This is a genomic window from Paenibacillus sp. cl141a (assembly GCF_900109305.1).
Taxonomy (GTDB): Bacteria; Bacillota; Bacilli; order Paenibacillales; family Paenibacillaceae; genus Paenibacillus_AQ; species Paenibacillus_AQ lautus_A.
In genome coordinates, this window is the sequence record NZ_FNZO01000004.1 from 434762 (window position 1) to 458596 (window position 23835).

The 23835-nt window shown below is 47.1% G+C and carries 18 protein-coding genes and 1 other RNA gene; 1 reads left to right on the plus strand and 18 read right to left on the minus strand.

What is annotated here, in order from left to right:
* Positions 1–34: 34 nt before the first annotated feature.
* From BMX45_RS14605 to BMX45_RS14665, 12 genes are all read right to left on the minus strand, one after another.
* Positions 35–892, minus strand: a complete 858-nt coding sequence (locus BMX45_RS14605) for a carbohydrate ABC transporter permease (protein WP_012818521.1) — start codon at positions 890–892, stop codon at positions 35–37.
* Positions 882–1829: a carbohydrate ABC transporter permease gene (locus BMX45_RS14610; RefSeq protein ID WP_090910290.1), complete on the minus strand. Its 948-nt coding sequence runs from the start codon at positions 1827–1829 to the stop codon at positions 882–884. Before BMX45_RS14610 ends, BMX45_RS14605 begins: the two co-directional genes overlap by 11 nt.
* Positions 1830–1855: 26 nt before the next feature.
* Positions 1856–2548 (minus strand): hypothetical protein, encoded by a 693-nt coding sequence (locus BMX45_RS14615; RefSeq protein WP_090910291.1) that lies wholly within the window; start codon positions 2546–2548, stop codon positions 1856–1858.
* A 26-nt stretch (positions 2549–2574) separates the two neighbouring features.
* The gene (locus BMX45_RS14620; protein ID WP_090910292.1) at positions 2575–3867 is read right to left on the minus strand and encodes an ABC transporter substrate-binding protein; all 1293 of its coding nucleotides are present in this window, start codon (positions 3865–3867) and stop codon (positions 2575–2577) included.
* 170 nt (positions 3868–4037) lie between these two features.
* Complete coding sequence (locus tag BMX45_RS14625) at positions 4038–4802, minus strand: response regulator transcription factor (RefSeq protein WP_090910293.1); 765 nt, start codon at positions 4800–4802, stop codon at positions 4038–4040.
* Positions 4803–4812: 10 nt separating this feature from the next.
* Complete coding sequence (locus tag BMX45_RS14630; protein WP_090910294.1) at positions 4813–6645, minus strand: cache domain-containing sensor histidine kinase; 1833 nt, start codon at positions 6643–6645, stop codon at positions 4813–4815.
* A gap of 335 nt (positions 6646–6980) precedes the next feature.
* Positions 6981–9032 (minus strand): pectate lyase family protein, encoded by a 2052-nt coding sequence (locus BMX45_RS14635; protein ID WP_090910295.1) that lies wholly within the window; start codon positions 9030–9032, stop codon positions 6981–6983.
* 390 nt (positions 9033–9422) lie between these two features.
* On the minus strand, positions 9423–10217 hold the full coding sequence (locus BMX45_RS14640; protein ID WP_090910296.1) for a sensor domain-containing protein: 795 nt from the start codon (positions 10215–10217) through the stop codon (positions 9423–9425).
* A gap of 604 nt (positions 10218–10821) precedes the next feature.
* Complete coding sequence (locus BMX45_RS14650) at positions 10822–11418, minus strand: hypothetical protein (protein ID WP_090910297.1); 597 nt, start codon at positions 11416–11418, stop codon at positions 10822–10824.
* Positions 11419–11584: 166 nt separating this feature from the next.
* Positions 11585–12442 (minus strand): hypothetical protein, encoded by an 858-nt coding sequence (locus tag BMX45_RS14655; protein WP_090910298.1) that lies wholly within the window; start codon positions 12440–12442, stop codon positions 11585–11587.
* Positions 12443–13059: 617 nt separating this feature from the next.
* Positions 13060–13752 (minus strand): hypothetical protein, encoded by a 693-nt coding sequence (locus BMX45_RS14660; protein ID WP_090910299.1) that lies wholly within the window; start codon positions 13750–13752, stop codon positions 13060–13062.
* Positions 13753–13768: 16 nt separating this feature from the next.
* Positions 13769–15202 carry a deoxyguanosinetriphosphate triphosphohydrolase gene (locus BMX45_RS14665; RefSeq protein WP_090910300.1) on the minus strand — a complete coding sequence of 478 codons (1434 nt, stop codon included), beginning with the start codon at positions 15200–15202 and terminating at the stop codon, positions 13769–13771.
* A gap of 1209 nt (positions 15203–16411) precedes the next feature.
* Between BMX45_RS14665 and BMX45_RS14675 the strand changes: the two genes are divergently transcribed.
* Positions 16412–16624 carry a hypothetical protein gene (locus tag BMX45_RS14675; RefSeq protein ID WP_090910302.1) on the plus strand — a complete coding sequence of 71 codons (213 nt, stop codon included), beginning with the start codon at positions 16412–16414 and terminating at the stop codon, positions 16622–16624.
* Between the two features lie 620 nt (positions 16625–17244).
* On the opposite strand, the gene BMX45_RS14680 is transcribed toward BMX45_RS14675, so the two are convergent.
* From BMX45_RS14680 to BMX45_RS14705, 6 genes are all read right to left on the minus strand, one after another.
* Positions 17245–18375 (minus strand): protein kinase family protein, encoded by a 1131-nt coding sequence (locus tag BMX45_RS14680; protein WP_090910303.1) that lies wholly within the window; start codon positions 18373–18375, stop codon positions 17245–17247.
* Positions 18376–18703: 328 nt separating this feature from the next.
* Positions 18704–19068: a transfer-messenger RNA gene (gene ssrA / locus BMX45_RS14685) on the minus strand.
* Positions 19069–19379: 311 nt separating this feature from the next.
* Positions 19380–19859, minus strand: coding sequence for an SsrA-binding protein SmpB (gene smpB, locus BMX45_RS14690; RefSeq protein ID WP_036664873.1), 480 nt, complete (start codon positions 19857–19859; stop codon positions 19380–19382).
* Positions 19860–20010: 151 nt separating this feature from the next.
* Positions 20011–22647, minus strand: a complete 2637-nt coding sequence (rnr, locus tag BMX45_RS14695) for a ribonuclease R (protein WP_090910304.1) — start codon at positions 22645–22647, stop codon at positions 20011–20013.
* Between the two features lie 192 nt (positions 22648–22839).
* Positions 22840–23070 carry a preprotein translocase subunit SecG gene (gene secG, locus BMX45_RS14700; protein WP_009593367.1) on the minus strand — a complete coding sequence of 77 codons (231 nt, stop codon included), beginning with the start codon at positions 23068–23070 and terminating at the stop codon, positions 22840–22842.
* A gap of 301 nt (positions 23071–23371) precedes the next feature.
* The gene (locus BMX45_RS14705) at positions 23372–23821 is read right to left on the minus strand and encodes a PaaI family thioesterase (protein ID WP_090910305.1); all 450 of its coding nucleotides are present in this window, start codon (positions 23819–23821) and stop codon (positions 23372–23374) included.
* Positions 23822–23835: the final 14 nt, after the last annotated feature.

Sequence of the window (23835 nt, forward strand, 5' to 3'; positions counted from 1 at the left end):
CTCTTGTTACTCCTCCTTTTAAGCGTGATTTACCCTATTCCTTGAGACCCGTCATGGATACCCCTTCGACAAACTGCTTCTGCGCAAAGAAAAACACAATGAGCAGTGGCAATGTCGCCATAACCGAAGCGCTCATCAGCAGATGCCACGATGTTCCCGACTCGTCGGTAAACAGCGATAATCCCAGCGGCAAGGTCATCAGCTTACGGTCATTAATAAAGATCAGCGGATCAAAAAAATCGTTCCAGCTCGTCAAAAACGTGAAAATGATCAGCGTGGCGATCGCGGGTTTTGCTAACGGCAACATGATGGTGGAATAAATCCGCAGCCGCGAGCAGCCGTCGATCATCGCCGCCTCCTCCAGCTCCTTCGGAATCCCCAGAAAAAATTGCCGCATCACAAACACCCCGAACACGCCGCCCGCGCCGAATATAGGCAAAATAATCAGCGGTAAATGCGTATTGATCCAACCCAGCTCACGCATAAACAGAAACATCGGAATGGCTATGACCTCGTTCGGAATCATCATCGTGCTCAGCAGCATCAGAAACACCAGGCTTCTCCCCCAAAAAGGAATTCGTGCGAAAGAATACCCCGCCATGGAAGAGAAAAGCACGGTGCCCACGGTAACCAGAAGGGCGATATAGACGCTGTTGCCATAAAATAGATGGAACGGGATCGTCTCCAGCACTTCCGCATAATTTGCCCATCGGATCGGCGACGGAATCAGTTGCGGCGGAAAAACAAACACATCAGCCGGCTGTTTGAGCGAAGTAGAGACCATCCACACGAACGGGGTCATCATGACCACCGAAACGGCAAGCAGCAGCAGATAATGGAACAGGTTCCCGCCTGCCGGGTTGCCCCTTTTAGCAAATAGACTAGCTTTCATTCAGAACCCACCTTTTTCTCATCTGCCATTGTGCCAGCGTAAGCAGCAGGGTGATGATAAACAGCACATAAGCCAGCGCAGAAGCATATCCGAACTCGAACAGCTTAAAGGCTCGTTCCCAAATGTTGTAGACGAGCACCTTCGTGCTTCCGGAAGGACCCCCTTGGGTCATCACGTAAATTTGTCCGAACACCTTCAGCGAACCGATAATGGTCATCATCAGGGTCAAAAAAATTGTCGGCGTGATCATGGGTACGGTAATTCGGAAAAAAATCCGCATTCTCCCTGCGCCATCGATCCTGGCCGCCTCGTAGAGCTGCGCCGGAACCTGCTGCAGCGCCGCAATGAACAACACCATATTCAAACCGACATTTTTCAGGAGACTGGTCACGATCACAACGGGCATGGCAAGCCGGGTATCGTACAGCCAGGCCGGTCCGGTAATGCCGATCATACGCAGCAGCTGGTTAATGAACCCGGAATCCGTGGCAAACATATACTTCCAGACAATCGACCAGACCACCAGCGAGGTCATAACCGGAATAAAGATCAATGTCCGGAAAAAGCCGGCTCCGCGAATATTTTTGGATAACGGGATTGCAAGCAGCAATGCCAAAATAATGTTCAGCGGAACAAGTCCGGCGGCAAAATAAAGCGTATTGCCCAGCACGCGCCAAAATTCTGCGTCCCCCGCAATCGTGCGGTAATTCTCGAATCCGATGAGCTTGGCCTCACCCAGCAGCGGCCAATCCGTAAAACTCATATAAAGCGCCATCATGAGCGGGACAAGCAGCAGCAGAACGAACCCCAGCACCATCGGCAGCACAAACAGCCAGCCCGCCAAATGGTCTCCGCGGTTTAAAGACCTGGTCTTCCTTGCCTTCCTACGGAATGGACGGCCGGGCCCTTCAGATTTTATCGTTTCAAGTGTGGTCATGTCGCTTTCCTCCTTGTGGGGCACCTCTACAGACGATCGATTGCATTCCGTAAAGCGGCAACCTCCCTAAGGATGCCTTCCGCTTCATTGCCCGTGACCACCGCTCCGACCAACAGCACCTTGACGCCGCTATCGGCCAAGGCCGGGATATCCTCCGGGCCGATGTTACGCTGCGTTGGCACAATGACCGGCAAACCGCCGTGTGCCGCCAGCCAGCGGTAATGAAGCAGATCGGCAAGGGTAAGCCTGGTACCATATTCATGGCCGGGAACGATGGAAGCCTCAAGCGCGCTCATGCCGAAGGTCCGGCCTCCTTCCACGAGGTCCCGGTCGAACTCGCTATCAATCGCAAACGTTCTTGCCAATCCCGGGGCCTGCAGCAGAAAAGCAGGATGATGAAAGGCATAAATCGAGTAGAAATCGACGCCAAGCTCAGGGAGCCGGGTGATTTCCTCCGCGTTTACCTCTTCCACCGAGCCTCCGGGCACAATTCCAAGGGGGCCGTTAAAGCGGGAGCGAATGTCCTTGAACATGTCGGCATAGCTGTCCAGCGTGCCGAAGCGATTGCCGCTGGCCCGGTGCCCTACGTTGATATGGACTTTCAAACCGTCGGCGCCCGAAGCCAAGGCTGCCTCTGCAAGCTTGATGTCATTGGCCGGGAGGCTGACGAACAGCTGCAGCCCCGGCGCTTCGTTTAATGCTTTATCCAAACGATTCATGCCCGTTCCTCCTAACGTAACTGCCTCTATTTGCTCAGCAGAGCATCCACCTTGCTTTTTACCTCATCCTGAATTTTCTGCGGTTCGCCCTGCCCGGCAAATAACTCGTCAAAGCCCGTCAAAATCTCCGTGTCAATGTTTTGCCAGCGGATATGTCCCGGCTGCACGACCGCTTTAGGCATTTCGTCGATGACCGCCTGCTTGATGTGCCCGGCATCCGGGTTGCCCTCCACGCTCAGGAACTCATCCGAGTTCAACACCGATTGGCGCGGCGGCACGAAGAAGGCCGACGTTTTCTGCACACCCTCTTTGCCGGCAAGGAATTTCAGCAATTCCTTGGCTTCCTCCGGATGTTTTCCCTCTTTAAATAGCACGTAACCCGCCTGACCCATCATCGGAACGCTGCCTTTCGAGCCCGATGGCATTGGCGCAATGCTCCATTTGAAATTTTGGATCTCCCTGGCTTTGGATACAAAGCTATAGTTGTCGAAAATCATGCCGATTTGCCCGGATTCAAAATTAACCTGCTCTCCCGCCTTCGGATGCGAGCCTTCCGTAAACATCATGCGCTTCAGCATGTCCAAGGTTTCTACCCCGTATTGATCATTCCAAGTGTATTCCGTCATCTCTGGATTAAATGGTCCGCTCCCGTTTGACCAAGAATACGAAGCGAGAATAATCCATGTCTTCCAGTCGCGGAAAAAGTTAGCCCCGTAAACGTTCGATGAAGCAGCGCTCGTCTTGATCGTTTTTGCGGCTTCTTCGAACGTTTCCCACGTCCATTCTCCTTTTTCCGCAAGCTCATTCGGCGTACTTAAGCCCGCTTGCTTGAACAAATCCTCGTTGTAGAACACCACGCTGGGCGGAGTGGAAAACGGCAGTCCGTATAGCTTGTCGTCCTGGCGAAACAGTTCAAGCGTCGAAGGTATAATGTCATCGATGTCAAAAGCATCATCCTGAACGATATCCGTGACATCGGCCAGAATGTCGTTGGCCATAAATTGCGGTACCATCCGCTCCGATACCCAGGCAATGTCGGGCAGCTCCTGGCCTGCCGCCAGTACGGACATTTTTTGCTGATAGTCCGCAAACGGGATCGTGTCAATTTGCACCTCAATATTCGGATGCTCCTGTGTGAAAGCGTCGGTCAGCCCTTTGTACAGCTCAAGCTGCGCCGGATTTCCCCATGTCGCGAATTTGAGCAGTACCTTCTCACCACTGGCTTCGCCTGGCGTATGATTCGGCTGTTCTTTCCCGGCGCAGCCCATGAGCCCCACACCAAGTGTTAATGCCAATAAACCGGTCAACCATTTTTTCATATACCGCTTCCCCCTCTGCATTGTTCAAGTTAAGATTGTGATGAGGTTAATTATATTTACATATGGTCATATAAAAAATCACTAAACGTTCAGAAAAGGTACGATTTTTTTAGGTTATTTCCGTTTTAGTCCATAAAAAAGAACTACATAACATAATTTGTTATGTAGTATTACACACTATAATGCTCCCGGTAGGTTCCCGGCGTCATTCCGGTATGCTGTTTAAATACCAACATAAAATGCTTCGGACTTTGGTATCCTGATAAACGGGCGATGTCGTACACCTTCAGATTCGTCGTCTCCAGCAGCTTGCAGGCTCGCCGGATGCGCGTTTCGGCGATATAATCGGACAAATTGCCGCCCCCTTCCTGCTTAAAGAGCTGGCTTAGATAGGAAGGATTTAAATGCACCATCTCCGCTAACGTCTGCAGACGCAAATCACCGTCGGGGTTTTCAGTGATATACGCTTTCAGCTTCCGGATCATCCTGCGCCCCTCGCTGGATGGCGGCCCCCCGTCCGCCTCGCTATGCGGCTCAGCCCCACCCGCATATCGATTTGAAGAATTCAAGGTTAGCCGAATCTTGTCCAACGCAACCGTAAAATCCTTACGGTCTATGGGCTTCAGCAGGTAATCGGCGATCCCGAATTGCAGCGCTTTTTTGGCGTATACAAAATCTCCATAACCGCTGATAATGACAATCGGCATCCCATGGCCTGCGGTCCGCAGCTTTTCCACCATCTGAAGCCCGTCCATCTCCCGCATTCGAATATCCGTAATGAGCACATCCACCACATTGCGTTCCAGGTAAGTCAGCGCTTCCTTGCCGTGAGCGGCTTCGTATACAACCTCAAAATCTGGAGCCATACGACCGATCAAATCGCGGATGCCTTTACGGATAATGTCCTCGTCCTCTACCAACATGAGCTTGATCATGGATGACCTCCTACTTTTCTTGTTTCGCGAACGGCAGCGTCACGGTAAAAGCCGTACCTTGTCCCAAGCTTCCATCGATTTCGAAGTCGCAGTCCCGGCCGTAAATCAAACGCAACCGCTGATTAATATTTTTTAGCGCCACGCCATGACCGCGTAATGGCATCGCCGGCGTTTTTGCTGCCACATCATCCCCGGCCTCTTCCAAAGAAGCTTGCAAAGCCGCCAATTCATCCTCCGACAAGCCCCGCCCGTCATCCCGAATGGTCAACAGCACCTCATCCTCAAATCGCGCCACCGTAACGTATACCGTGCCCCCTTGCTCGCGGTCTCCAATCCCGTGCATAATCGCATTTTCAATGATTGGCTGGAGCAGCAGCTTCGGGACCAGGCAATCGTCCAACCCTTCTTCGATATCGAACATAGCCTGCAGCCTGGAACCATGGCGCATTTTTTGGATGCGGATATAGGACTCCGCCGTCTCAAGCTCCTCGCCAAGCCGGATGAGGCTTCGGTCCTGCTCCACTGCGCTGCGGATCAGTCGTCCCAAAGCCGTGGCCATTTCCGAGACGTCCTCATTATTGCGCTGCCGGGCAAGCATGCTGATCGACTCCAGTGTATTATATATAAAATGAGGTTGGATCTGGCTTTGCAGTGCGGCTAGCTCCGCCTCTCTTTCCCTCATGCCGAGCACGTATACTTCATGGACGAGCCGGTCGATTTCCTCTACCATCCGGTTGAAGCCGGAACCAAGCCGACCGATTTCATCCTCAGTTACCGGCACGCTCTGCTTGAAATCGCCGAGCTCCACGAGTCGCATTTTTCGTACCAGCGTCCCGAGAGGTTGGGTCAGCCGGTAAGAGAAGTAGATGGCTAAGGCTCCGGCCAAAACGAGACATATCAGGCCGGCTAGAAGCGTAAAATTGCGAAGTTCCTTGGTCTCCACAAGCAGGGATGCCACCGGAATATAGCTGACGATATTAATATCGGAATATCGGGAATAGTTGGAGACAACCAAATACTTGCTGCCCTCCATATGCAGAATCTCGCTGGCCGTTTCCGAACGCCCTGAAAGGCCGAGAATCCGATCCGAAAGCAGCTTGGAGGCTTCCGTATCCCCATCTGCGGTCGCCGTGTAGAAAAGCTCTTCCCGGCTATTTTGCACGACGATGCCGCCGTTCTCTTCCAGCCTGACATTTTCGACAAGCTGCTTAAACAAGGTCTGCTTCAAATCGATTTTAACTAACCCGAGCGTCCGGTTGGTATTCGGCTCACGGATCAGCCGGGCTACGGAAAAATAGCTTTGATTGCCGTCCAGATAGTAAGAAGGCCGATGCGGCGGAAGCAGCACCCAAGCCCCTCTCGCTTCCACCACGCCAGGGTACCAGGGCTGCCGCTCCACGTCCGTATAGGCAGCGATCGCGCTAGGAGCCAGGCTCGAGAAGGTGTAACCGCTTCCGGCGAAAATCTGGATACTGTCAATCTCTGGCCTGTCGAAGGTCATGCTGGCGATATAAAGCTGCATTTTGGAGCGTTCTTCCACCGTAGGCTGCTGATGAAGACTGTCCTCCTCCCTGTACTTGCGCAAGATGGACAATACCCCCGAATCGTATAAAGGCATCAACGTCAATCTCTGCATCTCCATCAAGGTCCTGTCCAAATTCCGGTTGATCTGGTCCACCAATTGAGCGGTATAATCGGAGGTTCTTCGTTCAACGGAGTTGGAGAAACCCACGTAGGTAGCCACGCCCTGCAGGCTGAGCGGAATCGAAATGAGCAGCAGGAAGATCAGCAAAATTTTAGCGCGAAGACTCCAGGATTTAAGCGGTTTGAACCTGAAAGACACGCTGGCCACACCCCTTTTCGCCAGTCCCGTTTATTTTCACTTCATTGTACAGGAACATGGTGGGGATGACTATGGGGTACTAAATCGAATCCCGAAGTTGGCTAGAGGTTAGACTGTGAATATCGATTTCATAATTGTATAATTGTTATAACGATTGAGGATTTTACGGTAGATATGATTAATCATAAATATCAGTTTCCCGGCTTAGCAGCTACATTTCAGAAGCATGGTGTCCCAATAACCAAATCAACAGATAAAATATAAAAAGCGACCGAATCACGGTCGCTTTTTATATTCGTATGAGAGACGCGCGGGAGCACAAACCCTGTCCTGCTCTACTCCAACGCCATATAAAAGAGATTCGTCGTATGATCTTTGGTAATCGTATGCGCTCCTGGAGCAAGCGACACCCTGACAACACCATCCGTCATCGGATAACTCGTTCCATCAATCTTGATCTTGGTTCCGTCTGCCGAATTAAACACTAATGTTAATGTTGCCGTTTCCGTAGTGGTGAAGGTAATACGGGTTGAACTCTCGATTTTCAAACATTGGGTTAGCGTCAAGCCGTTATACACCACAGTTCCCTTGGTTGTAGAGAGATTCCCTACAATATCAAAGAAATCGCTTGCCAATCCGGACGTTGTAAAGTTGTGAACTTGTTCTCCGGTAGAAGGTTCTGGTTCCGGCTCCGCCCCGGTTGAATTCCCGCCTACGGATACGAGTTGCGTGATGTAGCTGCGTATTTTAGCCATAAGAGCTGTATTAAGGTCATAGGACGTGTCGTCAACGGCATCATTGAATTCCCAGGTGAAGTCCCCGTTATTCAGGCGTCCGGCTTGTGCAGTAACGATTTGCTCCACATCGCTGACATTATCGATGTCGGCGCTATTTACTCCCGTATCGACGCTTGTATCGAAATTATTATACGCCGTTCCTCCCACGAACGCTTTGTAAGAGCTTGGTACGGTTTCATTTCTTGATGAAGCCAAGTATGCATCGAATGAAGTTGCATTTGCCTGAGCTGTTCCTGTATTGGAATTTGCATAAATCAGGCTGTCTGCATCTACGATCCGATTGTTATAGGCCTTAATCACGCCTCCGTCTTCGCCCGAAAATGTCCCTTCCCCTAAAGCATCCGTACCTTGCAAGGAACTCAACATCGGGTACTTGGCATGTCTAAAGTAATTGGATTCCACAAAGGCCGAAGCTCCCGTTGTTACACCGACCCCATATTTTGAGACTCCGTCATAGAAGTTATTATAGATGTGAACCGATGCCAATCGGATTCGCGGATGGCGGGAGTCCGAGTGATCAAACCAGTTATGGTGGAAGGTGACAAAGAATTCCTCCGATTCACTCAAACCGACCAAAGCAGCCTTGCCGGAATCCCAGTAGTGATTGTAAGAGAGGGTAATATAGGTTGATCCTTTTTTCAGGTCTGTTGAACCATCGCCCTTGGCCTGGTCGGCATCTCCTCCTGCGGTTCCATAAAACAGATCGTTATGATGCACCCACACGTTGACGTTTCCTGTATCCATGGAAATCCCGTCATCAGGGAACAACATGAACCCCAGGTTTCTTACTTCCACATTCCCGACATATCTAAGGAGCAATCCCCACCCATAAGCATAAGCGTCGTCTCCGATCCCTTCGATCGTCACATTCATTTCCGAATCATCATTTTTGCCTTTTACTTGCAGGTAGCCGCTGCTATTCAGTTGTCCGTTCATGTCGTCATCGGTAACTTTTCCAACAAACCGGATGGCAAGAGGGGTTGTATCATAGCCTTTTTGCCTTAGCGTCAATATTTCGCCAATCCCCACGCCCGTTTGAACCCGGCCCGAGCTATTGATTTTCACATCAAGGGTCATGGTTCGCGCCGTCTCGGAGGTCACATAAATAACTTGTGCACCATTCTTAAGTGTTCCGTCATCATTATAGGCACCCGAGCCTGTCCCGTAGGGCGAGTCTGAGGAAAAAGCAAACCCGGATCGATCGTGCGACGCTACGGACAGGTTATTCGAAACGGCACTTACCGTTGAGCCATCCGTCAGCCTGGCTTCAACCTTCATCACATAATTTCCTGCTGCAAGTCCAACGGCATCTGCTCTCCAATAGGAAGGGTATTGCCGGATCAGCTCATTATCGATTTGTTGATAGCTGGAATCCGGGGAGCCTGCGTGTTTAACATATACATTGTATCCCTCCGCATTACTCACGGGTGACCATTCTATATATGCCGTTTCATTCCAGCCCCCACCGCCGATGATCGAAAGACCGGCAGCATGGACCGTTGTCGTATTCGCCCACCCTCCCGCTATGAAAGATAGTGCCAGAGAAAACAACAACACCATGCCGGTTACCTTTGCAACGCTGTTCTTCATTTCATCTCCTCCTTTTTTTATTGGCCTGGAATTTTGTAACCGCTTGCAATTCATTGGACCTTTCTTATCAGCCTCCTTTGCTTATGGACCATGTCTTTCAGAACCAATGTCCTTATTAAAAAAACAAATTCTGGAATTTCACCCACAGCATATCAGCCGGGAAAGCAGTTCCGAAATAATCATTTTCTCATACTTTGCACATTCCGTGATATTCTGAGTTAATGATTATAGGTCAGGGGAATGACACCTTACTCTTGGAGCACATCCTTGTCGCATGGTCGTAAACGGCTGAAAGCTGCAGATACAAGGCATAGATCGGGCTATATTTCAGGCTTAAACTGGACGCAAAAACGAAAAAGCGACCGGTTAAGGTCGCTTTGGGGAGAGCCTCTAAAGCTCTCTATGGGCTGGCTGCATCATCCCTTGAGTGGGATGATCCTCTGGGTACTCGTAATATTGGGACTGAACGGGCGCATGGATTTGTGCTTCCATCGGCGGCACGGACGGCTGCTGATAGGGCTCATCCACATACATGATTCTGCGCAGAATTTGCATAAGCCCATTCACAACACGCAGCGCAACCCAAAACAGGATAAGGCCTAAGCCTACGTACAGCAGGTATTGCTGATTATAGGTCCAATCGATATGAAAATAACTGAACAAGCTATTCTCCAAAATATCAAGCTGCAGTTCATTCATCAAAATGATATGCACGACCGGAAGAGCAATCAATCCGAGTCCCAGTGAAATCACCGTTACCATAATAACAAAGAATACGATGCCGGTAACAAATCTTAGTAATACGAGCAGCAGATTTCGAATAAAGAGCGCTCCGTCAAATCCGCTCACCATTCGTTTCAACCAATTCTGCCCAGCTTCAGACTGGTGATTGTAGGTATACGATACAGTAGGATTAGGTAAACCTAAAATTTGTCTAATCATGCTTTGTTCAAAAATCACAATCCCATTCAACAGCTTAGCTACTCCAAAAAACAGCGGTATTCCGATAAATATCGGAGTCAAACCGATGGATAATGTAAGTCCCGTTATCGCTACTGTAAAATAAATAATCCCTAATGGGAGAGATAGCAATAAATAGAGAATCGTTGCATAGGTTTTCGGATTAAAAAGCACCCAATTCACCTTGCCTGCCCGCGACATTGAAGTCGCTTCTGTTGCCTTCATTTTCAAACACCCCTTATGGCTTCATAAGTCACGCTCCGAGTTATAAATCCATTATATCCGCGTTATTTGGCTGACATAACCGTCTTAGGGGGTATCTGAACCTAGACTTTAGGCTAGGAATGGGCCTGGCTCTGATGAACTTATTGAAGCGAAGACACTATGACCAACTCGCCGAACGACATTTAAACACAATATTAACTATAGTGAAAAATCGGTAGCGCCCTTCTTATAGGCATACTTCAGAGTATAGGTTTCTTCTTCTTTTCCATAGGGCATGTCCCCATATCAAAGCCATCAACATGGCCTAGATCAGCATCCGCTAGAGATAATTCTAAATATTCCATCACTTTTTCTCTTAACCAGTGGGTCACGTTGGCTGCCTTTTGCACTTTTCAGAGGATACTGTACCACTAACCAGAATTTTTCGCTCATTCCAATTCACCAGCCAATCTTCAGTTAATGTGGACATTTCGGGTTATTATACCACAAATGGAAAAGCCACCAACCCGAACTCGGGCCGATGACTTTTGCATACAATTTATGGACAATCTATACTTCTGGATCAGCAAATAATCTTTGAGTGGGGAATGGAGCCTCTGTCCTTTCAATTTTTGTAGGTGGCTTCAAGTTCCTTTAAATCCTCATCAGAAATGTCTTGGTAAGCTCCGTCTTGTTGGGGAAAAGCCAAACTCGCGATGATGTCTGCCTTGAACGTCAATCCTCCATTCCCGTTGTCTTGCTCCGGCGAGATCCTGACCAGAACCATTCCGGTCGGATACCCATCCTGTTTACGAACGACGGTGACCCATGAGGTTCCAATTTCGGCGAGATCAGCCGGAGCGTCCCCGCAGAGGGGGCTCCAGTAAAATTGCTCTCCCGCTTTCCTTGAGGTTCCCGTCTTGCTCATGCTTTCAAGCCTGCCCTTGATTTCCGCGCATAAGTAGTCGGTATCGCCTGATATGTCATACGCGATTTCATCACTGCCGCTCAGTTCAAACGGAATGCCCCGAGTGACGCTAATGGCCGGTGACCATCCTTTATTCCAAAGTATGGCGATCATTTCTTCCGCAGGTACGTTTACAACCTCCGGTTTCACATCTTCCTCCGTCTTCGGAGCGCACCCGGCGCCAAGCAGAATCAATCCCAGGCCCGCACAGATGAACAGTAATTTAAGTCCGCCGACTTTGATTATGTTGGACATCAACCCGGCACCTCCTGTGTACAAATAAGGATAAAATCAACTTCAAATCACCGATAAGTGGAAAAGGAAATTCCTTTGAATCCAAAACCTCCAAGAAAAACAATTCCTATTCCTTAGGATTAGCTCTTGACGCAGGCGACTACTGGAAAGGAATCGCCTTTTTCACTCAAATTGCAAAATCAATCTTGTCAGGCTGTGGACCGACGTTTTTAGGCCAGTAGATGATGTAATAAATGGAGCTATTATAGGTAATGTCTCCTTGATAACTTACATTATTGTAGGAATATTCATTTGTCCACGTTTTATACCCAGGCGAAGAATAATTCCATCTCAAAGGATTCGTCCCTCCTGGCTTATGAGTCCAATCCGAAGCTGTCGTCGTTCCTTTCATGAAATGGTAATCGACGCTTCCTTTTCGGATTGCCACCACACGTTCGTAATTAGCCAACGATGATGGTTTAGTCGCTGTCTTATAACCCCAATATCCAAGGGCCTCCAGATCATCAACGACTAAATCTGCCATACTTGCAATCGATAGATTCATGTTGAAGCTCTGATTGGAATGATAGCCTGGATTTTGAAAGACATGCACGCCTATGGAATACCCGTAGCAATTATATCCTGTATAGCTGTTCGACCATGTTCCGATTACCGTACTATCTTTTAACGTATAGTTCGCTAAAGCAGATATGCTTTCTTGCCCGGACACATCCAAGATTCTCTTGGCCAGCTCCGCTAATTCCGTATAGTTATACGGTATGCGGTCTACGGTCGTTACTCCTCGCTGAATATCAGCTACGATCGTTTTTACGGCATTTACCGTATACTCGTCTTGTCCAAATGCTTCAGGCATTACGAGCCCATTTTCTAAAAGGGCATTTAACTGTTCTTCACCGCTTAAGTACGTCAGCTTTTCGATTGCAACCGGATCACGATCGGCATTGGCCTGGGCTGCCGGTATAAAGGAAATGAATAGTATGACGAGCGCTAATAGGCCAGAGAGTGTTTTTAAACTTTTTTTCATACGCGTTCCTCCTAATATTTTTAATTGAAATCTGTTTTGTCTTCCTATGTATTGACTGATTTGAGAGCCGCGCACCAAAATCTTCTTGTTTAAATAGCAAAAAACTGTTCTATTATTCCATAATATGGATCACCTCCTGTTTTTTAGTATATACTATTTTAGTGAAATTGGAATATTTTCCCTCAAAAATCTATTAAAAATCTATTATTTGAACCCATATCAAATTAAAAGATTGCCCATTGATAGAAAGACGTTCTTCTTTTAACTTATACAGAACCCTAAATACAACGAGAAAAAACCCGCTCATTGAGCGGGTTTTTATGGGGGTATGAAGGGAGAAGGTATAATTTCACATAGGCTTCTACGAGTGTAATGACAGTTTTGATGTCTCCCAAGAAACTCCCCGGCACATGCGCAATGAAAAGAGAGTACATTCAGTATTTTGGGAGCTCGGAGACATTGCCTCTTCACAGCAAGAAAAGCGACCGATAACGGTCGCTTTTCTGATGGTATGTATGGAGGCGAGGGGAGTCGAACCCCTGTCCGAAGATAACGACAACACAAGCTTCTACGGGTGTAGTGACAGATTTGATGTCACCCGAGTATTTTTTGAAAAATTATCTGATGAGCTGTAGTTCGTTGTATAACTGTTTTTTTGTCATGTACTCAAAACCGTAATGTTTTAGCTGAACGGCACTTAAAACATTTATTTCTTCATTATTATTAAACCTTTTTCTCCATGCTTTCATATAATCATATAAAGCTTCTGAGAAATCCATATTATATCTCGTCTTAAAAACTAAAGAACGTAAAATGTTAAGTTCAGGAAACGGATTTTGTTCAAGAACAATATCCAATTTCTTATTCTCTTTAGCTTTTTGATAATCTTCATCATAGACCTCACCAGTTGTTAAATCATAAACAACGGAATCGTAATTTAAAAACACAGTTTTAGTCAAATTTTCCACGTTGGGATTTTCTACCATACCATTTTTAAAAGCCCAAGTTGAATTAATGCTCCAAATGTCGAAAGCCACCGGGTAAATATTTATTTTATATCCACCATATCTATTACGAGTATAGGGAACATTATAAAAGTATTGATCAAGTTCGTCATTTTTTGTACAAACTACAATGTCAAAATCACGAGGCATTGTACTAAACTGATTTTCATAATAGCTTCTTATAGCACCACCAAACAAAAGAAGGTTCCCTTCCTCTAATAACCTAAATACTACATTTTTGGCAAGAGGAAAGTTTTTTATTTTATTGTAAAATTGATCCCTCAATTCAAAGTTTTTAGGATACACAGCTTTCTAAACCTCCTTACAACTTTAAGCCAGAAAGACGCTGATACAGATCAACCGCATAAGAGTCTGTCATACCCGATATAAAATCAGTGATAAGTAATAGCCTATCATACATACTTAAATCTTGTATAGTCCTTGTCGGCTTACCAGATGCATCCAACTTCTGCACGTACCTAAAGTTCTCAGATATAAGATGGAAAAGCTTGTTTTCTTTTTTCTTAGCCCCCTCTTCCTTATTAACCAAAATTACTGCATGTACAAACATATCCAACAAACCTGAAAGTACACTGTCCCCAACTAATTCAAGTTGAAGCACTTCCTTGCTTGAATAACAATATTTACGTGCTATTTCATCTAACTTATCTTTTATATCGGTTGCGGTTGAAATCTTTAACAATTCCTTATCAATTTCCCCACTTATGATTAATTCATAATTATTAATGAAGGCCTCAGAACATGCCTTAAACATTTCTCCTTGTGCCCACACCCTGAAATTCTGTGCATTAACAAGATCGATGTCAGGTACATTATTTTCCTGTGCTTTCTTGCGTAAAGATTCTAAATAGTCAAATCCCGCTTTATAACTCTCATACAAAGCTTCTTTAACATCTGCATAAACAATTTCCCAGGGAACAATGCCTTTTTTGACACCATCTTCTACATCAGCTGCAGAGTATGCTATGTCATCAGCCGATTCCATTAGATAAGTAAGCGGGTGTCTGTATTTGCCAATCCCTACTTTTGTTTTTATGTCCTCAAATATGTCCTTTTCTGAACTAAAGTACCCAAATTTTGTATAACTTTTCAATTCACTATCCTTCTCTTTTTCTAATGAATTTCTCGGATATTTAAGTAGAACAGCTAAAGTCGCATATGTGAAGTTAATACCATATTCGTCATTCAAGAATTGTAGCCTAGTAAGAATTCTAAGAGCTTGGGCATTGCCTTCAAAATTAATAAAGTCATTTTTTTGTTGGTCATTTAAGAGAGCTCTGCGGTTATTTTTAAAATACTCTTGATCTAAATTTTTAAACTCATCACTTGAGAACCATTTATCAAACCATTTTTGAATAACATCCTCTCCAAAATGACCGAATGGTGGGTTGCCAATATCATGTACTAAACAGGTTACTGAAAGTATTGATGCAATTTTTCTAGGGAAATCCTCAATATTAACTTGTCCAGTTTCGACTAATTTTTGTCCAATATCATAACCAAAGGACCTTCCAAGAGATGAAACCTCTAGAGAATGTGTCAATCTAGTACGAATAAAATCATTTTCCTGAAGTGGGAACACTTGTGCCTTATCTTGTAATCTTCTCAGAGATGAGGAGTTGATTATTCGGTCATAATCTTTCTCAAATTCATTCCGGTGATCTTTGGCTGCCTTAGATTCTCTTCTCCGATTTTCATTCAACAATAACGACCAATCCATTACAAAATCCCCCATGAATTCTCCTCCTTATCCAATATAGAAACTGAAGCCTTGCTATGATACTAATACCAAATTCAATCGGCAACTTCAAAATATTGGAATGTAATAAACCTATATTCCCATAACGTGGACTCGCTGTCAAAAGAATTATCGGCTATTTCGTATTCAATATGCCAGCAGTACAAGCTACAACACGCTTAATCTGTCAATAGTTATACTCCTGTTGTAGCCACACATGCAACAGCGGGTAATCTGTACGACAGCGTTTCTGCTTACAACGGAAAACTGTACATGACTACGGCTGCACCGTCTACGATATGGAGACAGACGGTACATCAGTACATTTATCAACGGGATGACTTAATCTACAAAGACGGAACACCTCATAGTAAAATGAAACAATTTAATATGACACGAATGGCAACATCATTTTCTACGATGACAATAGCAGGTCTATCCGCAAAATTAATCTGTAAACTATCAGCACATTGGAAATGGAGGTTAGTTAGCAAACATCTCTAATCCCTCGTCTCATACCGTCATTAAGGAGGACTACGAAGAACTTTATTACAAGAGTGATTGCTTTTTTTATGCCGAGTGCATTGGCTTCAATATCGCTGGACTGTTCATCATATCCTATTTTCTCGTCATAGATTTTGTTGTAGGCAGTTTTGCTGAGGAAAACATGAACGGCATTATCATCGTTACAGGTATATACATTCCGGATTTCTTCTATCTATTTATCAATACCCCGTTGAAGTACGCGTTGATTATCACGGCATTACTGGTCTCTGTAGTGGACTTGCCAAGGAACTCGGAACCGATGCCACCAAAAATCCATTGAGGATGAACTGGAACGAGTTTAACTGTAGGCAGCTATTAATGAATTTGGACAGATAACAAAATCACAAAATATATTACATTCAAATGACAATATGCGGATGCAGTATCCCCTTGATTAAGTGGAAACTATTCGAGACAACAGCATTAATATTGAAGATCATCGGCGCAATCATCCAGTCTGCCAGCGTTCCATACACGTACACGGTGATCAGGAATAAAAGAAAAAAGAATATCTTAATTGGACTTGCTGTGTTTGTCGTTGCTTCTCTGATTTTAACTCAGTCGACCAAGATTGAGGACAGGCTGATGGGAGGCTATTAAATATAGATACATTGTTGCGGAAGAATATTGTAATTGAGAACGTAAGGCGGTGGGTTCATCATGAAGGGGATTAGATTGATTTTGCTAATTAGCGTATTGTTGTCTCTGCCAGCTCTATCTGGTTGTTCTATTGTAGAGCGTGTATTTACAGAAGGAGGGGGAGACTCAAGGACTGATGGCATTTTCACCGAACTAAACCTTGCCATTCGGGAGGCTGATATCAATAAAGTTCCTGTGCAAGATGGTGCGGATACTATTGGAGGCAGGGGCTAATTCCGGCAGACGATTTCCCTACGATGGATGATACAGTTGAATTGGCACTCTGGACGTTGTCGAGTTGATGCTACCATACGGGGTTAATAGAAATGTATGGTCTGCAATCGGCGGTCAGCTACAACAATGCGTATATGACTCGTCTGATGCTGAACTATGGTACTGATCCTAATAAAGCAGTAACACTGGCGAGGGTTTTTCAGAACACAGAAATTCCAAACAGTTACTTGGCGGAGCTGAGACAATAGACAACATGCCAAGATATGAGGCACACCCCGAGGACTCCATTAAAACAGAAGATAGTGACATGGTGCGAATACGGTGATGAAGATCGGTAATTTGAACAGCGTTGAGGATATAATTTCCCTTTCCGCTGCTTGCTGTTTAAAAGACATTCACCACAAGGCTGGATATTCGAATTCAACGCTTTTTAGTAGGGTTATATAGAATAGATGATTAGCTGCAACTGGTCCACCTCGACTCGAAAAGGGTAAAATTAGAAATTTCGTATAAGTACATCAGGAAAATTAGATCCCTTCACCAGTTTAACCCAATACAATCGGCCACAGTCTAATAATGTGGCCATTACTTGCATCATAAAATCATCACAAATTCAGTAATTAGAATGGCAAATCATCATCAGTAATATTAATTTTAACGCCACCTAAACGAGTTTGAATATTATCAAGTACAATTTTTTGCTTGTATGGATCTAATCTTACCAATAATTGATAGAAATTTTTCACATGTTGGACTTCTATATCACATCTTTTATTATATACATAGCTTCCTTTAATGAAACATCTAATAAGCTGAGAGTTATCTTGTATAAACGCTTCAAGTGAACTACTACGGATTAGAGTCCCTAATTTATTGAGTATACTATCAATATCATTTATTGGCTCGTATTTATCGTTATAGTAAGAAATGTGACTAACTAACGCATCAGCAAACTTTTTATACGTATCCTTCTCAGTTCCTGAGAAATCAATCTCACTTATCACTCCTTCAGAAATGGCTTGGGAGATATCGTTAAACGATGCATAACGTTCGTATTGTTCTAATTTAGTCATCTTATCTAAAATATGATTAAACTTAAACCTCTCTAACTCTCCTTTAGCTCTAAGGATGTTCTGAAACAGTTTCCCAATAAAATAAATCTCAGATTGATGGTTATAAATGCCTTCTAATTGAGTCTCGTTAGGCCATTGAGTAACTGGCCAATTAAGAAATACACTTTCTCCCCCAGTCTCTTCAAACTCCAATCTTTTACCGAACCCAAAATCTATAATCTTCACATTTTCATTCTTGTCTATCAGTATATTTGCAGGACGAATGTCTCTGTGTAATATATTCTTTTCTTCTAAGTATTCAAATGCATATATAACTTCTTTAAAAATGTCTTCCCAATCTTTCCAAAAACTTGGCTCAAACTCATGAATAGCTATTCCTTCCACATACTCCATTTGTAAATAGCCCGTCTTGGCTTCGGAATACAAATAATAATTATAAACCCTTACAATATTGTTGTGAGAAATGTTAAATAGAATTTTTATCTCGTCAACAAAACGTCGATAGGTATCATCTGAGTTGTTCCCATCTTTAGGAGCATATTTTTTAAACGCAAACAGCATATCAGTTGTTTCATCCTTAAAAAGGTGAGCATCTCCAGTTCCACCAGATCCCAATGGAGAAATATACCTGAAATTTTTCATGCTGTCGAATTTGACAAGTTCTCCTGGCACCAACATAGTAATCCCCCTTATATCAACTTGAAAAATATGGTCTCATAACTTAATTGAGGTTGTCAATGCAGAATTATCTTAATGTACTCCACTACGATTCACTGTCAACTCTCCGCCTGTGGCGAACAGAGGAAGACAAACAGTCTGGCCTGATGAAAAGCCAATTACAGGACGTTGCTAGAGTGACAACTGCTACGTACAGAGGTGCCGACACGTACATAATCAGAAATATATCGGGTAGCAAAGCCAGAAAGCCTAGAGCCAGTTGTTTATCCCCCTTCAATTTCCGAACAAGCAAAAAAGCGACCCCACGAGGTCGCTTTTCTAATGGTATGTATGGAGGCGAGGGGAGTCGAACCCCTGTCCGAAGATAACGACAACACAAGCTTCTACGGGTGTAGTGACAGATTTGATGTCACCCTAGGAACTCCCTGTCACCGGATTCCCTTCAGGTCAGCCTGATTGTCTTCTTCAGCTAGCCCCAGGCGGAGACTAGACAGCGTATCCCACTAAAGTTGAGCCCTCATCCCGGTACATGGGCGATACAGAGCGAGAGCACGCTCACAGGTTATTAAGCTGCGAAAGCGTAGTTGTTTTGTTGTTTGCCGTTTAATTGGCTTTAGCGTTGATGAAGTGGACGCGTCCCCACTACCCGCTACTCATGCCCGAACTATCCCCGTCGAATCCAAAAACGCCCCCTTAAGTTGGAGAAATGCCGGCGCTTCGCACCTTAAGCGTTCCTGCCAAAAAGGGCTATCGGATTAAATCAAGAATATTCAGCCATAGCAGTCGATCTATGCCGCAGACTCTTTCCCTCCAAGAAAGAAGAATGCGCCAACTGTATGCTGATTGTCAAAGATCTTATTGATCTCTCTTACATCACTTAGTATATCACATTTGATATCAAAATGATATATACATTGCAGGTAACACAGCTAAAAGCTGCCATCCCACAACGTTCATTACACATGACGCCGATTTCTTAATCGACATGCCACGGATAACCGTAATTACCTTGCAATCTTCTGCTTCTCGCGCAGCGCACGCTGGATATCGCGTTGTGCATCCTTCTTGGCGGCATCGGCACGCTTGTCGTACTGACGCTTACCTTTACCGAGGCCCAGCAATAACTTCGCATAGCCGTTACGGATATAAATCTTCAGCGGTACGATCGCGTAGCCTTCCTGTTTGGACAGGCCCAGCAGCTTGCGGATCTGCTCCTTGTGCAGCAGCAGCTTCCGTGTACGCGTAGGGTCCGTCGGGTTGTTGCGGTTCCCTTGCTCAAACGGGCTGATATGCATGTTATGGATATGAATCTCGCCATTCCGAATGGTGGCAAACGCATCTCCAATATTGGCACGGCCGTTCCGTATGGATTTGATCTCCGTTCCGGTCAGCACCATCCCGGCTTCATACGTATCCTCGATGAAATAATCATGGGAAGCTTTTTTGTTCTGGGCCAGAACCTTCCCGTCACTTTTCTTACCCATGGTCTCACCCCTTGTCATCAACAATGATAATGGAAAAAGGACTTCCGGCAGACCGCCAATATGCAATCTCACCAGAAGTCCATTGTATCAAACGTCAGCCTCCAAAAGCAAGGCGGGGCAAGCGACTCCCTCGATGGATCAGGAGAGCATCTTACTTTTTCTTCTTGCGGACAAAAGCGGCCGTGCCGTTTCCGCCCTTACTCTTCCGTTTGCGGCCACCGCCGCCGGAGTTGCCTCCAGCGTTACCGCCGCCCGGCGTTGGACCTTCGCCGATGAAAATGCCGCTGCCCGACGTCTTCTTCCGTCGGCCCTTCCCGCCGGCGCCGCCGGAGCGAGCGTTGCGGTCAAAGCCGAGAGCGCCGCCGCTGGCGGAGTTGTATCCGCCTTTGCCGGAGCCAAAGGCGAAGCTCGACGCCTGCTGTTCGCCAGCGCCAGCACCAGCGCCCGCTCCAGCCGGCGCCTCCCCGCCGCGCTTGCCGCGGCCGCCCTGGCCGCCGGCGCTGTCACTGCGGCGTCCGCCCGGCGCGCCGCCTTCAGCCGCGCCGCGTTTACCGCCGCGGCCCTTGCCCCCGCGACCTCCGCCGTCGCGGGCACCGAACCCGCGGCCGCCATTGCCGCCGCGGTCGCCTTCGCCACGCCCTTGGCGGCGCGGCTTCATGTCCACCATCTCAAAATCGATGGTGTGCTCATCCATGTTCACGTTCGCCACGCGAACCTTCACATCGTCGCCGATGCGGTATACCTTCGACGTACGCTCCCCGATGAGAGCCATATGGCCTTCATCGAAATGGTAATAATCGTCGGTCATGGCGCTGAGGCGGATCAAGCCTTCCACCGTGTTCTCCAGCTCGATGAACATGCCGAAGCTGGTGACGCTGCTGATAATGCCTTCGAATTCTTCGCCGACCTTATCCAGCATGAACTCGGCCTTCTTGAGCGCTTCCGTATCGCGCTCCGCGTCCACGGCTACGCGCTCGCGTTCCGAGGATTGCTGCGCAATGTCGGCCATCCGGCCGGCCAGCTGCTCATGACGACTCTCATTCAGCGACCCGCCGTTCTCCAGCACTTCCCGGATGACCCGGTGAATGACCAGATCGGGATACCGCCGAATCGGGGACGTGAAGTGAGAATAGTATTCCGCGGCAAGGCCGAAGTGACCCGTGCTCTCCGCATCGTATTTCGCCTGCTTCATTGAACGGAGCATCATCGTGCTGAGGACGGTCTGCTCCTTCGTGCCCTGAATGTCGTCCAGCAGGCTCTGCAGCGCCCGCGGATGGATCGCGTTGCCACGCCCTTTGACGTGATAGCCGAAATTGGCCGCGAAGGCCATGAAGTTCTGCAGCTTCTCCTGATCCGGATCCTCGTGGATCCGATAAATGAAGGGAACCTTCATCCAGTGGAAATGCTCCGCTACCGTTTCGTTGGCCGCGAGCATGAACTCCTCGATGATCTGCTCCGCGATGGAGCGTTCTCTTTTGACGATATCCACCGGTTTGCCGTTCTCGTCCACGATGACCTTCGACTCCACGAAGTCGAAATCCACCGCGCCCCGGCGCATTCGGCGGTTCCGCAGCTTCAGGGCCAGCTCGCGCATCAAGCGGAAATCCTCCACGAGATCGCCGTAGCGCTCGATCAGCTCCGGATCCTCATCCACCAAAATTTTACGCACGTTGTTGTACGTCATCCGTTCTTTCGTGCGGATAACACTGGTGAAAATATCGTGCTTCACGACCTTCATCTGCTCATTGAACTCCATCTCGCAGGACATCGTCAGACGATCCACCTGCGGATTCAAGCTGCATATGCCGTTGGACAAACGATGAGGGAGCATCGGAATGACCCGATCCACCAAATACACGCTGCAGCCTCGGTTATACGCTTCCTTATCCAGCTCGGACCGATCGCGCACGTAATAGCTGACATCGGCAATATGAACGCCCAGACGGTAATTCCCGTTCGGCAGACGCTCCACGTTCACCGCATCATCCAGGTCCTTGGCATCTTCGCCGTCAATCGTCACGATGTTCAGACCTCGCAGATCGCGGCGGCCCTGCTGCACGATCTCTTCTTCCGTAATCGCATCGGGCGCTGCGTCCGCTTCGGCCAGCACTTCCTCCGGAAAGCCCTCCGGCAGCTGATGCTTGCGGATAATGGACAGGATGTCGACGCCCGGATCATCCTTATGCCCCAGAATCTCCACGATTTCGCCTTCTGCTGCAGCTCTTCCTTCCGGATAGCTCACCAGCTTCACAACGACCTTCACGCCGTCAACGGCACCATTGATCGCATGCTTCGGAATAAAAATATCCCGGTTAATCCGTTTGTCGTCCGGCAGCACGAAGCCATAGGCTTCATGGTTCTGGAACACGCCCACCACCTGGGTAACGGCGCGCGTCACGATGCGGACCACTTCGCCTTCCATTTTGCCGCCGTCGCTGCTTTTGGAACTGATCCGAACCAGCACGGTATCTCCATTCATCGCACTCTTCAGGTCATTGGCATGAATGTACACGTCCGGATGCTCGCGGTCATCGGGAATCAGAAAAGCAAAACCCTTCGCGTGGGCCTGCAGCCGTCCGCGCAGCAAAGACATCCGTTCCGGCACGCCATAGCGCTCGGTGCTCGTCAGAATGATTTTTCCGGATTGCTCAAGTTCATTCAGCAGCTTCAGGAACTCCCTGAATTCATGGGCATCCTCAATCGCAAAATGCTGCTCCAGCTCCTGGTACGTCATCGGTTTGTATGCAGTTTCCCGCATAAAGTTCAGTAATGTTTCTTCAGTTATCATGTTATCACCTCGGGAACCTGCAATTTCATCGTTCCTCTATCCATTCTTTACCTTTATATACTCATACCCTAGTATACACGAATTTAATCCTCGGTATCCTTCCGAACACCGTCCTTACCTATGTAATCCGAAATTCAGGCAATAAAAAACCCCCGCTCTTCCAAGAGTGAAAAAGCGAGGGTAACGCAATTGTTATTTCAACATGGCAACAACGATGGCCAAAATCATAAATCCTGCTGCAAGACCTACCGTTGTACGCTGCAGTACGAGATCCATACCGCGAGCCTTCGTTTTACCAAAAAGATGTTCCGCACCGCCGGAGATGGCACCGGCAAGACCTGCGCTTTTCCCTTTTTGGAGAAGAACGACAGTAATCAACCCGATGGAGAAAATAACGAGCAATACTTCAAAAAATACAACCATGACTTCCACCTCCTACGTATGTAAACATCTAAATTTATGATCTGAAGAGACATTCTAGATTCTACATGAAAAACAGCATTCTTATTGTACCACAGCTTTAGTGGCCTGACAAGAAGTGCGGAGAACAATCCCGACAAAAAATCTGCTCGGCCAGCCGGTTGGAAGTCGCCTAACATCGTCGATTGGCGGCATGGACTGATGCTTCATATCCGGTCACACCTTGATTCGCTCATCCAAAAAATAAATGGCCTGCCCCTACTGAGATGACAGACCATCCGTTTCTTAGCAGCAGAAAGCTGCATTATTTCACTCGGAACGACCCTGTGCTGATCGCGACAAGCTCGCCCTTATCGTTCGTTATCCTGCATTCCGTCGTGACCGAACGGTGCGTCTGATGCACGATGCTTGCCGTAACCGTAAGGGTTCCGGCCCTGGCCGGCATGACAAAATGCACGTTCAGATTGCTTGTCACCGTCGATTCGCCGGGACGCTCCAGCATGACGGCAATGCCCATGGCGTTATCCATCAGTGAGGAGAGTACGCCGCCATGCACGATGCCCATCATATTCATATGATGAGGCTGCGCATCCAGCGTGACAACAACCGCCTCCGGGCTGGCTGACGCAAGCTTGCAGCCGAGATATCCCCAGAAGGTGGGCTCTGCCGCTTTGGTCATGGCCTCGATGTACGCCTCCCGGTCGAATGCCGGCTGTTCGGCCTTCGCGTCGGGGTTGACATTGGTATGATTCATCAGGCCGCCTCCTT

Coding starts and splice junctions, on each gene's coding strand:
- BMX45_RS14615 (WP_090910291.1), bottom strand. CDS start 2,548: ATGAATCGTTTGGATAAAGCATTAAACGAAGCGCCGGGGCTGCAGCTG.
- BMX45_RS14625 (WP_090910293.1), bottom strand. CDS start 4,802: ATGATCAAGCTCATGTTGGTAGAGGACGAGGACATTATCCGTAAAGGC.
- BMX45_RS14675 (WP_090910302.1), top strand. CDS start 16,412: ATGAAGGGGATTAGATTGATTTTGCTAATTAGCGTATTGTTGTCTCTG.
- BMX45_RS14655 (WP_090910298.1), bottom strand. CDS start 12,442: ATGAAAAAAAGTTTAAAAACACTCTCTGGCCTATTAGCGCTCGTCATA.
- BMX45_RS14705 (WP_090910305.1), bottom strand. CDS start 23,821: ATGAATCATACCAATGTCAACCCCGACGCGAAGGCCGAACAGCCGGCA.
- BMX45_RS14635 (WP_090910295.1), bottom strand. CDS start 9,032: ATGAAGAACAGCGTTGCAAAGGTAACCGGCATGGTGTTGTTGTTTTCT.
- BMX45_RS14610 (WP_090910290.1), bottom strand. CDS start 1,829: ATGACCACACTTGAAACGATAAAATCTGAAGGGCCCGGCCGTCCATTC.
- BMX45_RS14620 (WP_090910292.1), bottom strand. CDS start 3,867: ATGAAAAAATGGTTGACCGGTTTATTGGCATTAACACTTGGTGTGGGG.
- smpB (WP_036664873.1), bottom strand. CDS start 19,859: ATGGGTAAGAAAAGTGACGGGAAGGTTCTGGCCCAGAACAAAAAAGCT.
- rnr (WP_090910304.1), bottom strand. CDS start 22,647: ATGATAACTGAAGAAACATTACTGAACTTTATGCGGGAAACTGCATAC.
- BMX45_RS14665 (WP_090910300.1), bottom strand. CDS start 15,202: ATGGGGGATTTTGTAATGGATTGGTCGTTATTGTTGAATGAAAATCGG.
- secG (WP_009593367.1), bottom strand. CDS start 23,070: ATGGTTGTATTTTTTGAAGTATTGCTCGTTATTTTCTCCATCGGGTTG.
- BMX45_RS14640 (WP_090910296.1), bottom strand. CDS start 10,217: ATGAAGGCAACAGAAGCGACTTCAATGTCGCGGGCAGGCAAGGTGAAT.
- BMX45_RS14650 (WP_090910297.1), bottom strand. CDS start 11,418: ATGTCCAACATAATCAAAGTCGGCGGACTTAAATTACTGTTCATCTGT.
- BMX45_RS14605 (WP_012818521.1), bottom strand. CDS start 892: ATGAAAGCTAGTCTATTTGCTAAAAGGGGCAACCCGGCAGGCGGGAAC.
- BMX45_RS14680 (WP_090910303.1), bottom strand. CDS start 18,375: ATGTTGGTGCCAGGAGAACTTGTCAAATTCGACAGCATGAAAAATTTC.